Raw genomic sequence first — 13,170 nt, 5'->3', positions numbered from 1 at the left:
GGGCGGGCGCCCGGCACGGCGGCGCACGAGCGCGTCCGGTGGCTCACCGGGCGCACCCGCGGTGAACGGGCGGCGCCCGGCGCCCGGCCGAAGCGCGCCGTGAGGCGGGCGCGAGCGGCACGACGGCCCGTCAGGGCGCGCCGGCCGGGCGGCTCGTGGGGAGTGGCCGGAGCGGGACCGTGTCAGATGCCGGGGCGGTAGCGCATCGGGTGGTCCGGCGGGACCTCCACGACGCAGATCCGCACCCCGTCGGGGTCCGCGATCCACATCTCGATCAGCCCCCACGGTTCCCGCAGTGGTTCCCGCAGGATCTCCACCCCGCGGCCGGCCAGCTCCTCGTGGGCCGCGGCCACGTCCGCCACCTGCAGCCACAGGCCCGGGCCGGGCGCGGGGGTCTCGTCGGAACGTCCGGAGACCTCCAGGAAGCCCCCGCCCAGGAAGTAGACCGTGCCGCGCTCCGGGCCCGTGCCGAACTCCCGGGCCACGGGGAGGCCGAGCGACTCCCCGTAGAAGGCGCGCGTCCGGTCCGGGTCGGCGGGACGCAGCAGGATCCGGCTGCTCAGTACATGCACCATGCCCGCGACCCTACGTGCCCGGACGGCTTCCGTCCGGACCGCTTGCCAACCTCGTTCCGGCTCCGGCCCGCGACCGCCGGCGAGCGGGCGGGGTGAGCCCCTTCCCCTACGGCGACGAGCGATTCGGGGTGCCGCTCCGCGACGATCTCCGCTTCGAGTCACTGGTGAAGTCCCTGCGCTGAGCGGCCGCCGGCCGGCCGGCCACACAGCTGTGCTGTCCCGCCGCGGTGCGGCTGTGCTGTCCCGCCGCGGTGCGGCTGTGTTGTCCCGCCGCCGCGCGGCTGTGCTGTCCCGCCGCGGCGCGGCTCAGGCCGTGAAGCGGCAGGTGCGCTTGATCTCCGGGAAGTCGGTCGTGCCGCCGTCCAGGCCGAGGGCCCGGGCGAGCCGCAGGTGCTCCTGTGTGTTGACGACCCAGCCGATGACCCGCAGCTCCGCGGCCCGGGCCCGTTCGACGGTCTCCAGGGTGAGCCGGCGGATGTTGAGCACCAGCGTCCCCGCCCCGGCGGCCACCGCGCGGTCCACCACCTCGGGCCCGTAACGGCTGGCCACCAGCGCGGTGCGGACCCCGGGGACCAGGCGGGAGATCTCCACCAGCGCCTCGTCGTGGAAGGAGATGACCTCGACCCGGCCGGTGAGATCCCGGCGGATCATCACCTCGGCCAGCGCCCGGGCCGCCGCCACGTCCTTGATCTCGGCCTGCAGCGGGGCCCGGACGGAGTCCAGGACCTCCTCGAAGACGGGAACGCGCTCACCCCGCCCCGCGTCGAGTCCGCGCAGCTCGGCGAGGGTGAGGTCGGCGATGGGGCCCGTGCCGTCGGTCGTGCGGTCCACCTTGGCGTCGTGCATGACCACCAGGGCACCGTCCTTGCTCAGGTGCAGGTCGAGCTCGATGACGTCCATACCCGCGCGGTCCGCCCGGACGAAGGAGCGCAGGGTGTTCTCCGGCTCGACGCCCATCAGCCCGCGGTGTCCGATGGCGAGGAAGGTCACGAGTCCTCCAATCCGCGGGGGCGGGGGTCACCCCCGGGCAGGGGCGGACTCCTCGGCCGCCCCGTGAACCGGTCACGCAGCCTACTGGCCACCGGGCCGTGCGCACCGCCGCGTGCGGGACGGGTCCGCCCGCCTCACCCCGGCGGGGGCCTGTCTCCCCGCGGCGGGTGGTGCGGGGGTGAGCCATGCCGCATCCGGCGCAGGAGTGGCCGATGTGCCCGCGGGTACTGTCCTGTACGGGAAAACTTCCGGCGGCAGGCGCTGTGAACCGTATGACTTTCGTCCGCTCGGGTTGAACTGGAGATTCATGGGCGGATACCGTGAGGGAACGAAATCTTCTTCGGTGGAGGCGGGGCAATGACGGAAATTCTTGTTCGTGAGCACCCGGAGGGCGAACTTTCCTCCGGCGAGCGCGTGATCGACCACCCCGCCTGGCCCGTGCTCAAGGCCGCGGTGGAGGAGATCCGCGCCTGGCAGTCCGCCGACGGCTCGATCGACGTCGCGGGCGCGGACGCCCCCGGGCGCCCCGCGGCCGAGGCCGCCGTCGCCCGGGTGGCGGAGGCCGTGACGGAGCTGTCCCCGCTGCTGCCGCACGACGCGGACTACCACCGGGCGCTCGTCGCCGATCTGCGCCGCTGGGCGGCGGACGGCTTCGGCGTGCCGGACTTCCTGGACTCGCTGCTCGCCTTCCGCCCCGCCGAGGGGCGCACCGACGGCCGCCGGCACCTGGTGGTCTTCCCGATGTACACCCAGAACGGCAACCCGGACCGCAACCTGGAGGCCGTCGTCCTCCGCACCGTGTGGCCCGGCTGGCTGGCCGAACTGGAGCGGACCCGCTACGACAACCCGCTCTTCGTGGGCATCACCTTCGAGGACTTCACGGCCGGTTACGACACCCACTCGGCCGTGCTCTTCCCCGAGACCGTGGCGGTCCGCGAGGCCCCGGAGCGCTTCTCCTGGGGCGCGATCTTCTGCGACCGCGAGGCCGCCCGCTTCCGCGTGGTCAGCGAGGCGGCGGTGGCGACGCTGGGCCTGGACCTCCCGGGGGACATCCGGGAGATGCTCGACGACCAGGACCGCTGCCAGGAGGCGTTCGTCCTCTGGGACATGATCCACGACCGTGCCCACAGCCACGGCGACCTGCCCTTCGACCCGTTCATGATCAAGCAGCGGCAGCCGTTCTGGATGTACGGCCTGGAGGAACTCCGCTGCGACCTCACCGCCTTCCGCGAGGCCGTGCGCCTGGCCGGCGAGGGACTGCCGCAGGGGCGCGACGTCCAGTACGCCGTGATCTTCGACCGGATGTTCCGCTTCCCGGTGACCGGCGAACGGGTGAAGAACTACGACGGCCTCGGCGGCCAGCTCCTCTTCGCCTACCTCCACCGGCACGACGTCGTGCGCTGGACGGACAACACCCTCCGCATCGACTGGGAACGGGCCCCGGAGGTCACCCAGCGGCTCCTCGGCGAGATCGAGCAGCTCTACCGCGACGGCATCGACCGTCCCAAGCTGGTCCACTGGTTCGCCGCCTACGACCTCGTCTCCTCCTACCTGGCCCCGCACCCCGGGTCCGTGTGGGCGAAGGGGCCGGGCGCCCTTGACGTCTCGCTGCCGCCGCGGAAGCTGGTGGACGAGGTCCTTCCGGATGAATTCCCGCTCAGCATGTTCTACGAGGCGCTTGCGAAGAAGCTGCGCGGTGTGATCGCTTCCACGAAGGGCATCACGGCCCGGCACACCCCGGGGACGACGGCCGCGTGAGCGGTCCCGACGAGGAGGCGACGGAGATGAGCGGCAGCGTGGAGGCGGCGGCGGGCAGCGGACCGCCGGAGGGCACGGGCAGCCCCCTGGAGGGGGCCGTGGTCGCGGTGGCCGGCGCGGCGGGACCCGCCGGCCGGGCCACGCTGCTGCGGCTGGCCCAGGCCGGGGCGACGGTCGTCGCCGCCGACGCGGACGTGGCCCGGCTGGCCGAGGCGGTGGACGCCGCCCGGTACGCCCACGGCGGCGCCGTGGTCACCGGCGAGACCGTCGACCTGCTCGACCTGGACGCCACCCGGGCGTGGGCGGACCGCACCGAGAAGGAGTACGGCCGGGTCGACGGCGTGGTCCACCTCGTCGGCGGCTGGCGTGGCAGCAAGTCCTTCGCCGCCACCCCGCTCGCCGACTGGGACACCCTGCACGACCTGCTGATCCGCACCGCGCAGCACACCTCGCTCGCCTTCCACGACGCCCTGCGGCGCAGCCGCAACGGCCGCTACGTCCTGATCAGCGCGGCCGGGGCGAGCAGGCCCACGGCGGGCAACGCCGCGTACGCCGCCGCCAAGGCCGCGGCCGAGGCGTGGACCCTGGCCCTGGCCGACGCCCTGCGCAAGGAGGGGGGCGAGGGCGGACTGCCCGCGGCCGCTGTCATCCTGGTGGTGAAGGCGCTGGTGCACGACGCCATGCGTGCCGAGCGCCCCAACGCCAAGTTCGCGGGCTTCACCGACGTCAAGGACCTGGCCGCGGCCATCGCCGGCCTGTGGGACGAGCCCGCCGAGGAACTGAACGGAAAGCGCCTGTGGCTGACCCCGCAACCCTGACCACCCCCGGAGCCCCCGGCGCGCCCGGTGGCGGCCGGCCGGACGCCGTCCGCCGCCACGACCCGGACGCCCGCGGCTTCGCCAGCGACAACTACGCCGGGGCGCACCCGGAGATCCTGGCGGCGCTCGCCCTCGCCAACGGCGGCCACCAGACCGCCTACGGCGAGGATCTCTACACCCGCCACCTCCAGGAGGTCTTCCGCTCCCATCTCGGGCCGGGGGCCGAGGCGTTCCCCGTCTTCAACGGCACCGGCGCCAACGTCACCGCGCTCCAGGCGATGACCGAGCGCTGGGGCGCGGTGATCTGCGCCGGCAGCGCCCACATCAACGTCGACGAGGGCGGCGCACCCGAACGGGTCGGCGGGCTCAAGCTGCTGGCGGTGGAGACCGGGGACGGCAAGCTCACCCCCGCGCTGATCGACCGCGAGGCCCACGGCTGGGAGGACGAGCACCGCGCGCAGCCGCAGGTCGTCTCCGTCACCCAGACCACCGAACTGGGCACCTGCTACACCCCGGAGGAGATCCGGGCGATCTGCGACCACGCCCACGAGCGCGGCATGACCGTCCACCTCGACGGGGCGCGGATCGCCAACGCCGCCGCGACGCTCGGGATGCCGCTCCGCGCGTTCACCACCGAGGCCGGCGTGGACGTGCTGTCCTTCGGCGGCACCAAGAACGGGCTGCTCTTCGGCGAGTGCGTCGTCGTGCTGAACCCGGACGCCGTGCGCGCCATGAGGCATCTGCGCAAGCTGTCCATGCAGCTCGCCTCCAAGATGCGCTTCGTCTCGGTGCAGTTCGAGGCGCTGCTCTCCGGCGACCTCTGGCTGCGCGGCGCCGGCCACGCCAACGCGATGGCCCGGCGGCTGGCGGACGGCGTGCGCCAGGTGCCGGGGGTGGAGGTCGTCCACCCGGTCCAGTCCAACGCGGTCTTCGCCCGGCTGCCGCGCGACGCGGCGGAGCGGCTGCGGAAGCGGCACCGCTTCTACTTCTGGGACGAGGCCGACGGCCTGGTCCGCTGGATGTGCTCCTTCGACACCACCGAGGCCGACGTGGACGCGTTCACCTCGGCGCTGGCGGAGGAGATCGGCAAGGGCTGACCGGCGCCGCGCCCGGCCGTCCACCTCCCCGGTGGATCCGGCCGGGCGCGTCGGCGTTCCCGGGCCCGGTGAGGCGCCTCCTGGCTCCGGCGGTCTCTCCGGTGCCAGGAGGCGGCTCAGCCGTCCTCAGCCGTCCTCAGCCGTCCTCAGCCGTCCTGGGCCGTCCTCAGTCGTCCTCGGAGGCCCGGGCCGGCGCCGGGGCGGGCGCCGTGCCGCCCAGGTGCGCCGGCACCCACCAGGTGTCCTCCGGCCCCTTGGGGCGCACCGGGTACGCCCGCTGTGCCGATTCCAGCAGCTCCTGCACCCGGGTCTTCACCCGTTCCGTCACCGACGCCGCGGACTCCTCCGCGCCGGGCCGCAGCGGCTCGCCCACCCGGATGGTGACGGGAACGCCGCTGCGGCGCAGGTCCCGCGGGCGGCCCTTGGTCCACAGCCGCTGGGTGCCCCACAGCGCCACGGGCAGCAGGGGCACCCCGGCCTCCAGCGCCAGCCGCGCCGCGCCGGACTTGAAGGTCTTCAGCGTGAACGACGGCGAGATGGTCGCCTCCGGGAAGACCCCGATGATCTCTCCCGAGCGGAGTGACCGCAGCGCGTGCGCGTAGGCGTGCTCGCCCCGCGCGCGGTCCACCGGTATGTGCTTCATCCCCCGCATCAGCGGCCCGGAGATCCGGTGCCGGAACACCGACTCCTTCGCCATGAACCGCACCAGCCGCTTCGCCGGCCGCGCCGTCAGTCCGCAGAACACGAAGTCCAGATAGCCGATGTGGTTGGAGACGAGTACCGCGCCGCCCTGCCGTGGCACATGCTCGGTGCCCCGCATGTCGATGCGGAGATCGAGCGCCTTGAACATGGTGCGTGCCAGGCCGACCACCGGCGGGTAGACGAGTTCTGCCATGCGTGGGGGACCTCCTGTGACCGGGGTTCACCCGGATGTTACGCGGCCGTAGGTTTCCGGCTGCGGCCGATCGTGCCCGATGGGACGGGTCCGGGGCCACCCTGCGGACGGTCTCCGGAAGAGATCCTCGTCACGTCCGGCCCCCGCGCGGGCGGGCGGTGACACCGGCGGCCGGGAGGCGGGGAGCGCCCGGTGGCGCCGGACGCGCCGGGGCGGGGAGACGGCCGCGGCGGCAAGGGACCGGGGCCATGGAACCACGGAACGGAGAGGCGGGCGGATGGACGGCGGGCAGGAGCACGGCGCACACGGCGACGGCGGCGGTGACGGGGGCGGCCCCGGTGGCGGCGCCGGCCCCACGGACACGGTGATCACCGGGGCGGACCTCGGGGCGGAACTGGGCCGGCGCGCCACCCTCGTCCAGTTCTCCACCGCCTTCTGCCAGCCCTGCCGGGCGGCGCGCCGTGTCCTCGCCGGTGTCACCGGCCTGGTCGACGGGGTGGCCCACATCGAGATCGACGCCGAGGCGCATCTGGGGCTCGTCCGGGCCCTGGGGGTGGACCGCACACCCACCGTGCTGGTTCTCGACGCCCGGGGGCGGATCGTGCGCCGCGCCACGGGGGTCCCGCACCGCGCCCAGGTCCTCGCCGCCCTGGGGGAGGCGTTCTGACGGCCGAGATCGTGATCGGCCTCGCACCGCCCCGGGCGCCGGTCGCTTCGCCGGGCCCACCCGCCGGCCGCGCGGGCCGTACGGGGTCCCGGTCCTGGCCGGTGTGCCCGGCCGGCGGGCCGCGTCCTCACCCGGGCGCCCGCGCGCGCCCACCATCTCCTCGTCGCCGAGGTGGTGGGCGGGAAGCCGCCGGGGCCGGCTCCGCGGCGGCGCGCGTCCCGCCCGGACGGGGTAGGGAAGGTCACAGTTGACCGGCCTTGCGCCGGGGGAACACACCTCTGTGTACTGACGAGTAATATCGGCCTGGACCGCGGATGTCCCGGGCGGGGACGAGCCGGAACCGGCACCTATGCTGCTGGTGCCGTGTTCGCCGGGTCGCCGCGTTCGACGGCAGTCCGAGAGAGACGATGGGGTAGGAGAGCCGGCGTGAGCCTGAGGATCGTTGTCTGTGTCAAGTACGTGCCCGACGCCACCGGCGACCGGCGCTTCACGGAGGACCTGACCACCGACCGCGAGGCGGTCGACGGCCTGCTGTCCGAGCTCGACGAGTACGCCGTCGAGCAGGCCCTCCAGATCTCCGGGAACGCGGAGGACGCGGAGATCACCGTGGTCACCGTCGGCCCCGAGGACGCCCGGGACGCGCTGCGCAAGGCGCTCTCCATGGGGGCCGACAAGGCCGTCCACGTCGAGGACGACGACCTGCACGGCACCGACGTGATGGGCACCTCCCTCGTCCTGGCCAAGGCCGTCGAGCACATCGGCTACGACCTGGTGATCTGCGGCATGGCCTCCACCGACGGCACCATGGGCGTGCTCCCGGCCCTCCTCGCCGAGCGCCTCGGCGTCCCGCAGGCGACCCTGCTGTCCGAGGTCGCCGTCGAGGACGGCGCGGTGACCGGCCGCCGCGACGGCGACGCCGCCACCGAGCACCTGCGGGCCGAGCTGCCCGCCGTCGTGTCGGTGACCGACCTCTCCGGTGAGGCGCGCTACCCCTCCTTCAAGGGCATCATGGCCGCCAAGAAGAAGCCGGTGGAGACCCTGGACCTCTCCGACCTGGGCATCGAGGCCGAGGAGGTCGGCCTGGAAGGCGCCTGGACCGCCGTCGAGGACGCCACCGAGCGCCCGCCGCGCACCGCGGGCACCGTCGTCAAGGACGAGGGCGAGGGCGCCAAGCAGCTCGCCGAGTTCCTCGCCGGCCAGAAGTTCATCTGAGCCGGCCGCGCCCACCCCGACAGACTCGTAACGCAGGAGAGCATCCCCATGGCTGAAGTCCTCGTCCTCGTCGACCACGCGGACGGTTCGGTCCGCAAGCCCACCCTGGAACTGCTGGCCCTGGCGCGCCGGATCGGCGAGCCGGTCGCCGTGCACCTGGGAACCGGCGCCGACACGGCCGCCCCGGTCCTCGCCGAGCACGGCGCGGTGCGGGTCCTCGCCGCCGACGCCCCCGAGTTCACCGAGTACCTGGTCGTGCCGAAGGTCGACGCCCTCGAGGCCGCGGTCGCCGCCGTCTCCCCGGCCGCCGTCCTGGTGCCGTCCAACGCGGAGAACAAGGAGATCGCCGCCCGTCTCGCGCTCCGGATCGGCTCCGGCCTCATCACCGACGCCGTCGACCTGACGGCCGGGGACGAGGGCCCGGTGGCCAGCCAGTCGGTGTTCGCCGCCGGGTTCACCACCCGGTCCCGGGTCTCCCGGGGCACCCCGGTCATCACCGTCAAGCCCAACTCGGCCACCCCGGAGGCCGCGCCCGCCGCCGGCACCGTCGAGCAGCTCACCGTCACCTTCGGGGAGAAGGCCACCGGCACCCGGGTCACCTCGCGCACCGAGCGGGAGGCGACCGGCCGGCCCGAGCTGACCGAGGCCGCGATCGTGGTCTCCGGCGGGCGCGGCGTCAACGGCGCTGAGAACTTCCCGCTCATCGAGGCGCTGGCGGACGCTCTGGGCGGGGCCGTCGGCGCCTCGCGCGCCGCGGTGGACGCCGGCTGGTACCCGCACAGCAACCAGGTCGGCCAGACCGGCAAGCAGGTCTCGCCGCAGCTCTACATCGCGGCGGGCATCTCCGGCGCGATCCAGCACCGGGCCGGTATGCAGACCTCGAAGACCATCGTGGCCGTCAACAAGGACGCCGAGGCCCCGATCTTCGAACTGGTCGACTACGGCGTGGTCGGCGACCTCTTCCAGGTCGTCCCGCAGCTCACCGAGGAGGTCAAGGCCCGCAAGGGCTGACACCCCACCCGGCCGGGCACCCCTCCGGCCGGGCACCTCTCCGGGACCCCGGCGCGCGTCGCGTGCGCCGGGGTCCCGCGGTGTTCTCCGGCCCCGCGGTGTTCTCCGGCCTGTGCCGGAGCATCACGCCGGTGGCAGTTCGCCCGAGCCGCGGGCGATCAGGCGGGTCGGCAGCCTCGTCGTCCCGGGAGCGGTGTTCACCCCGTCCAGCCTGCGGAAGAGACGGTCCGCGGCGGTGCGGCCGAGCCGCGCGGCGTCCTGGGCTATCACGGTCACCGCCGGGTCGAGCAGATCCGCCAGCTCGAAGTCGTCGAAGCCCACCAGGGCCACCGGCCGCGTCCGGCCGCCGAGTTCCCGCACCACCGTGACGGTCACCCGGTTGTTGGCCGTGAAGAGGGCGGTCACCGGGGCGGGGCCGGCCAGCATCGACCGGGCGGCGGCCCGGACCCGGCCGGGGTCGGTGGAGCCGAGGGAGACCCACCCCTCGTCCGTCTCCAGACCGGCCGCCGCCATCGCCGCGCGGTAGCCGCGGAGCCGCTCCGTGGCGGTGTGGATGCGCGGCAGATCGCCGATGAAGCCGATCCGGCGGTGGCCGTGGGCGATCAGGTGCGCCACACCCTCCCGGGCGCCCGTGAAGCTGTCGCTCAGCACCACGTCCGCCTCGATGCGCCCGGGCGGGCGGTCCACGAAGACGGTGGCGACCCCGGCGGCGATCTCCGGCTCCAGATAGCGGTGGTCGTCGCTCGCGGGGACGACGATCAGACCGTCCACCCGGCGGGCGCAGAGCGCGAGCACCAGCTCCCGCTCCCGCTCCGGGTCCTCGGCGCTGGAGCCGTGGATCAGCAGGGCCCCGTGCGCCCGCGCGGTCTCCTCCACGGCCCGGCTCAGCGGCCCGTAGAACGGGTCGGCGAGATCCTCCAGGACGAGCCCGATGGACGCGGTGCGGCCCTTGCGCAGGACGCGGGCGCTGTCGTTCCGCCGGAAGCCGAGGGCGTCGATGGCGTCCCGCACCCGCCGCACGGTGTCGTCGGTGACCCCCGGTTCACCGTTCACGACCCGCGAGACGGTCTTCAGCCCGACCCCGGCGCGCGCGGCGACGTCCTTCATGGTGGGCCGGGTGCCGTAACGGCGGCGGGGGGCACGGCTCGTGTCGGCCACGGGGCTGGTCCTCGGTCGGCGGTGGGGTGGGTGGTGACCAGCAGCATAGAGGGCGGGCCCGGCTGGACAACGTTGTCAGACGTGCAGGAGACTGGCGCCCGAGCCCTGACCGGCGCCCGGGCCCGCCCGGAGCGCGTTCCCCTGCCCCGGAGAGTCCCGCCGATGCACGATGCCGCCGCCCCCGCCGCTCCCGCCGCCACCGATCTCGTCGCCGCCCTCGACATCGGCGGCACGAAGATCGCCGGAGCCCTGGTCGCGCCCGGCGGCGAGATCCTGCTGAGGGCCCAGCGGCCGACGCCCGCGCGCGAGGACGGCGCCACGGTGCTGGCGGCCGTCCGGGCCGTCCTCGACGAGCTGGCCGCCGACGCCGTCCGCTGGCGGCGGGTGTCCGCGCTGGGCATCGGCAGCGCGGGCCCGGTCGACGCCTCGGCGGGCACGGTCAGCCCGGTCAACGTGCCGGGCTGGCGCGACTTCCCCCTGGTGGAGGAGGTCCGGCCGGCCGTCGGCCCGCGCCCCGTGGTGCTGGTCGGCGACGGCGTGGCCATCGCGGCCGCCGAGCACTGGCAAGGGGCGGCCCGGGGCCGCGCCGGCGCCCTGTGCATGGTGGTCTCCACCGGCGTCGGCGGCGGACTGGTGCTCGGCGGCCGCCTCCACCCCGGACCCACCGGCAACGCCGGGCACATCGGGCACATCAGCGTGGACCTCGACGGGGACCCCTGCCCCTGCGGTGGGCGGGGCTGCGTCGAACGTCTGGCCAGCGGGCCCAACATCGCCCGCCGGGCCCTGGCGGCCGGGTGGCGGCCCGGTCCGGACGGCGACACCACGGCCGCCGGCGTGGCCCGCGCCGCCCGTTCCGGCGACCCGGTCGCCCTCGCCTCCTACGAGCGCGCCGCCCAGGCCCTCGCGGCCGGGATCGCCGCCACCGCCACCCTGGTGGAGATCGAGGTCGCCGTCGTCGGCGGCGGCGTGGCGGGGGCGGGCGAGGTGCTCTTCGCGCCGCTGCGCCGGGCCCTGTCCGGTTACGCCACGCTCTCCTTCGTACGGGACCTGGAGGTGGTCCCGGCCCGGACGGGCACCGACGCCGGGCTGCTCGGCGCCGCGGCCGCCGCGCTGGCCCTCTCCGGCGGCGCGGGGAGCCGCCCGCCGGCCGCCACCCGCTGAGCCCGGCCACGGGAGCGCGGGCCCGGAGGGGGCGCCGCCGGGCGGCACCGGGGTCGGCCCCGGGGGCCGGAGCCGTGTCGTGGCCCGGCGGCGGACCGCGGGCGGGCCGGGCCCGCCCCGGCACCGGGGCCTTCCCCAGGTGGGACGCGGTGGGCGTTTCGTCCGCTGACGCGAACAACTGTTTCCGTGGCAAGGTGGACCGGGCATTCCCGCCGTGGGCCCACCGCAGAGGGGGAGTCGTGATCGTCTGGCTGAACGGCGCGTTCGGCACCGGCAAGAGCACCGTGGCGCGCGAACTGGCGGACCTGATCCCCGGCAGCCTGCTCTACGACCCGGAGCCGGTCGCTGACGGCCTGCGGGCCGTGCTGCCCCGCAAGCGGCTGGACGAGGTCGGGGACGTCCAGGAACTGCCGGCCTGGCGGCGGCTCACGGTGGAGACGGCCGCCGCCGTCCTCGCCGAGGCGCCCGGGGTGCTCATCGTCCCCATGACGCTCCTCACCCAGGAGCACCGGGACGAGATCTTCGGCGGGTTCGCCTCCCGCCGCATTCCCGTCCGCCACATCCTCCTGCACACCGCCGAAACGATCCTCCGGCAGCGGATATCCACCTGCGAGGACGACTCCGGGGACCCCGCCGCCACCGCCGCGCTCCGCGCCCACCACCTCGCGCACCTGCCCCCCTACGGCGCGGCGCTGCCCTGGCTCACGGAGGACGCCCATCTCGTCGACGCCTCGGGGGCCAGCCCGCGCCGCACCGCCGAGGCGGTCGCCGACGCCCTGCGGTCGGACGCCGGGGCCTGCGAGATCGTCCAGACCCCCGAACCCACGGCCGAGACGCTGGCCTCCGGGGTACTGCTCTTCGACCATCTCGACCGCGTCCTGCTGGTCGACCCCGTCTACAAGCCGGGCTGGGAGTTCCCCGGCGGCGTGGTGGAGTCCGGGGAGGCGCCGGCGCGCGCCGGGGTCCGCGAGGTCGCCGAGGAGATCGGCCTGCGACTCGACCGGACGCCGCGCCTCCTCGTCGTGGACTGGGAGCCGCCCGCCCCGCCCGCCCACGGCGGCCTGCGGCTGCTCTTCGACGGCGGCCGGCTCGCCGCCCGGGTCAGCGGCCGCCTCGTCCTCCCGGCGGCCGAGCTGCGCGGCTGGCGGTTCGTCACCGAGGAGGAGGCGGAGACCCTGCTGCCGCCCGAGCGGTACCGCAGGCTGCGCTGGGCGCTGCGGGCCCGGGAACGCGCCACGGTCCTCAACCTGGAGGCGGGGGTCCCCGTCGGCTGACCCGCCGGCGGCCGAACCCGCCCGTGGGCGGGCGCGGCCGCGGGGCCGCCGGCACCTCTCCGTCCCCGTCCGGGGCGCCGGGGTGGCCGGGAGGCAGGCGGTGCCGGACGCGAGGGCGGGGCGGGCTGCCTCCGCTTCCCCGGCCCGCGCGCGAGGCCGGTCCGGTGCCGGTGGGTGACGGCCGGGGCCGGGCGGCCGGTGGCCGGTAGGGTCGTGCCGCATGGATCCGCTGCTGTATCTCCTCCTCGTTCCCCTGATCCTGCTGACCGCTCTGGGCGTCGAGCGCCGGGTCGACCGCGCCAACCGCCGGCTGGAACGGGTCGAGCGCAAGCTCGACCTGGTCATCGGTCACCTGGGCATCGACGTCTCCGAGCCGTACCGGGAGCGCGTCCGCGCCCTGATACGGGAGGGCAGAACGGTCGAGGCCGTCAGGGAGTACCGGTCACACACGGGCGCGAGCCTGGTCGAGGCCAAGCAGGCGGTGGACAGGATGGCGGAGGGGGACGACGGCCGCCGCTGAGCCGTCCGGTGACCGGTCAGGCGCCACGCCGTAC

Annotated in this window: 13 protein-coding genes; 9 read left to right on the top strand and 4 right to left on the bottom strand. The window is 75.1% G+C overall.

Going from position 1 to position 13,170, the window contains the following annotated elements; translation table 11 throughout:
• Window positions 1–182 precede the first annotated feature (182 nt).
• Window positions 183–575 carry a VOC family protein gene (locus tag HCK00_RS25185; protein WP_168104337.1) on the bottom strand — a complete coding sequence of 131 codons (393 nt, stop codon included), beginning with the start codon at window positions 573–575 and terminating at the stop codon, window positions 183–185.
• A gap of 306 nt (window positions 576–881) precedes the next feature.
• Window positions 882–1,565 (bottom strand): glycerophosphodiester phosphodiesterase, encoded by a 684-nt coding sequence (locus HCK00_RS25175; protein WP_168104336.1) that lies wholly within the window; start codon window positions 1,563–1,565, stop codon window positions 882–884.
• 357 nt (window positions 1,566–1,922) lie between these two features.
• On the opposite strand from HCK00_RS25175, the gene HCK00_RS25170 reads away from it, so the two are divergent.
• From HCK00_RS25170 to HCK00_RS25160, 3 genes are read left to right on the top strand one after another with little or no spacing between them, the layout of a single operon-like run.
• Window positions 1,923–3,323, top strand: a complete 1,401-nt coding sequence (locus tag HCK00_RS25170; RefSeq protein WP_168104335.1) for a DUF6421 family protein — start codon at window positions 1,923–1,925, stop codon at window positions 3,321–3,323.
• 26 nt (window positions 3,324–3,349) lie between these two features.
• Window positions 3,350–4,141, top strand: coding sequence for an SDR family NAD(P)-dependent oxidoreductase (locus HCK00_RS25165; RefSeq protein ID WP_168104372.1), 792 nt, complete (start codon window positions 3,350–3,352; stop codon window positions 4,139–4,141).
• Window positions 4,120–5,238: a threonine aldolase family protein gene (locus HCK00_RS25160; RefSeq protein WP_375782009.1), complete on the top strand. Its 1,119-nt coding sequence runs from the start codon at window positions 4,120–4,122 to the stop codon at window positions 5,236–5,238. Before HCK00_RS25165 ends, HCK00_RS25160 begins: the two co-directional genes overlap by 22 nt.
• A gap of 166 nt (window positions 5,239–5,404) precedes the next feature.
• On the opposite strand, the gene HCK00_RS25155 is transcribed toward HCK00_RS25160, so the two are convergent.
• Complete coding sequence (locus tag HCK00_RS25155; RefSeq protein ID WP_168104334.1) at window positions 5,405–6,133, bottom strand: lysophospholipid acyltransferase family protein; 729 nt, start codon at window positions 6,131–6,133, stop codon at window positions 5,405–5,407.
• Window positions 6,134–6,410: 277 nt separating this feature from the next.
• Here HCK00_RS25155 and HCK00_RS25150 point away from each other — a divergent pair, with 277 nt between their 5' ends.
• From HCK00_RS25150 to HCK00_RS25140, 3 genes are all read left to right on the top strand, one after another.
• Window positions 6,411–6,800: a thioredoxin family protein gene (locus HCK00_RS25150; protein WP_240966156.1), complete on the top strand. Its 390-nt coding sequence runs from the start codon at window positions 6,411–6,413 to the stop codon at window positions 6,798–6,800.
• A gap of 426 nt (window positions 6,801–7,226) precedes the next feature.
• On the top strand, window positions 7,227–8,012 hold the full coding sequence (locus tag HCK00_RS25145) for an electron transfer flavoprotein subunit beta/FixA family protein (protein ID WP_168104333.1): 786 nt from the start codon (window positions 7,227–7,229) through the stop codon (window positions 8,010–8,012).
• 48 nt (window positions 8,013–8,060) lie between these two features.
• Complete coding sequence (locus HCK00_RS25140) at window positions 8,061–9,023, top strand: electron transfer flavoprotein subunit alpha/FixB family protein (protein ID WP_168104332.1); 963 nt, start codon at window positions 8,061–8,063, stop codon at window positions 9,021–9,023.
• A gap of 123 nt (window positions 9,024–9,146) precedes the next feature.
• On the opposite strand, the gene HCK00_RS25135 is transcribed toward HCK00_RS25140, so the two are convergent.
• Window positions 9,147–10,181 carry a LacI family DNA-binding transcriptional regulator gene (locus tag HCK00_RS25135; protein ID WP_168104331.1) on the bottom strand — a complete coding sequence of 345 codons (1,035 nt, stop codon included), beginning with the start codon at window positions 10,179–10,181 and terminating at the stop codon, window positions 9,147–9,149.
• Between the two features lie 162 nt (window positions 10,182–10,343).
• Between HCK00_RS25135 and HCK00_RS25130 the strand changes: the two genes are divergently transcribed.
• The 3 genes from HCK00_RS25130 to HCK00_RS25120 all read left to right on the top strand — a co-directional run bounded on the left by HCK00_RS25130 (window position 10,344) and on the right by HCK00_RS25120 (window position 13,136).
• Window positions 10,344–11,342, top strand: coding sequence for an ROK family protein (locus tag HCK00_RS25130; protein ID WP_168104330.1), 999 nt, complete (start codon window positions 10,344–10,346; stop codon window positions 11,340–11,342).
• A gap of 239 nt (window positions 11,343–11,581) precedes the next feature.
• Window positions 11,582–12,616, top strand: coding sequence for an NUDIX hydrolase (locus HCK00_RS25125; RefSeq protein WP_168104329.1), 1,035 nt, complete (start codon window positions 11,582–11,584; stop codon window positions 12,614–12,616).
• A gap of 220 nt (window positions 12,617–12,836) precedes the next feature.
• Window positions 12,837–13,136, top strand: a complete 300-nt coding sequence (locus HCK00_RS25120; RefSeq protein ID WP_168104328.1) for a hypothetical protein — start codon at window positions 12,837–12,839, stop codon at window positions 13,134–13,136.
• Window positions 13,137–13,170: the final 34 nt, after the last annotated feature.

The sequence above is a fragment of the Streptomyces zingiberis genome, assembly GCF_012034935.1.
GTDB classification, from domain to species: domain Bacteria; phylum Actinomycetota; class Actinomycetes; order Streptomycetales; family Streptomycetaceae; genus Streptomyces; species Streptomyces zingiberis.
Note: the sequence above shows the minus strand (reverse complement) of the source record. Positions and strands in the feature narration are given on the sequence as shown.

Excerpts from the sequence above, each read along its gene's own strand:
- HCK00_RS25185 (WP_168104337.1), bottom strand. The coding sequence starts at position 575 with ATGGTGCATGTACTGAGCAGCCGGATCCTGCTGCGTCCCGCCGACCCG.
- HCK00_RS25170 (WP_168104335.1), top strand. The coding sequence starts at position 1,923 with ATGACGGAAATTCTTGTTCGTGAGCACCCGGAGGGCGAACTTTCCTCC.
- HCK00_RS25165 (WP_168104372.1), top strand. The coding sequence starts at position 3,350 with ATGAGCGGCAGCGTGGAGGCGGCGGCGGGCAGCGGACCGCCGGAGGGC.
- HCK00_RS25155 (WP_168104334.1), bottom strand. The coding sequence starts at position 6,133 with ATGGCAGAACTCGTCTACCCGCCGGTGGTCGGCCTGGCACGCACCATG.
- HCK00_RS25150 (WP_240966156.1), top strand. The coding sequence starts at position 6,411 with ATGGACGGCGGGCAGGAGCACGGCGCACACGGCGACGGCGGCGGTGAC.
- HCK00_RS25140 (WP_168104332.1), top strand. The coding sequence starts at position 8,061 with ATGGCTGAAGTCCTCGTCCTCGTCGACCACGCGGACGGTTCGGTCCGC.
- HCK00_RS25130 (WP_168104330.1), top strand. The coding sequence starts at position 10,344 with ATGCACGATGCCGCCGCCCCCGCCGCTCCCGCCGCCACCGATCTCGTC.
- HCK00_RS25120 (WP_168104328.1), top strand. The coding sequence starts at position 12,837 with ATGGATCCGCTGCTGTATCTCCTCCTCGTTCCCCTGATCCTGCTGACC.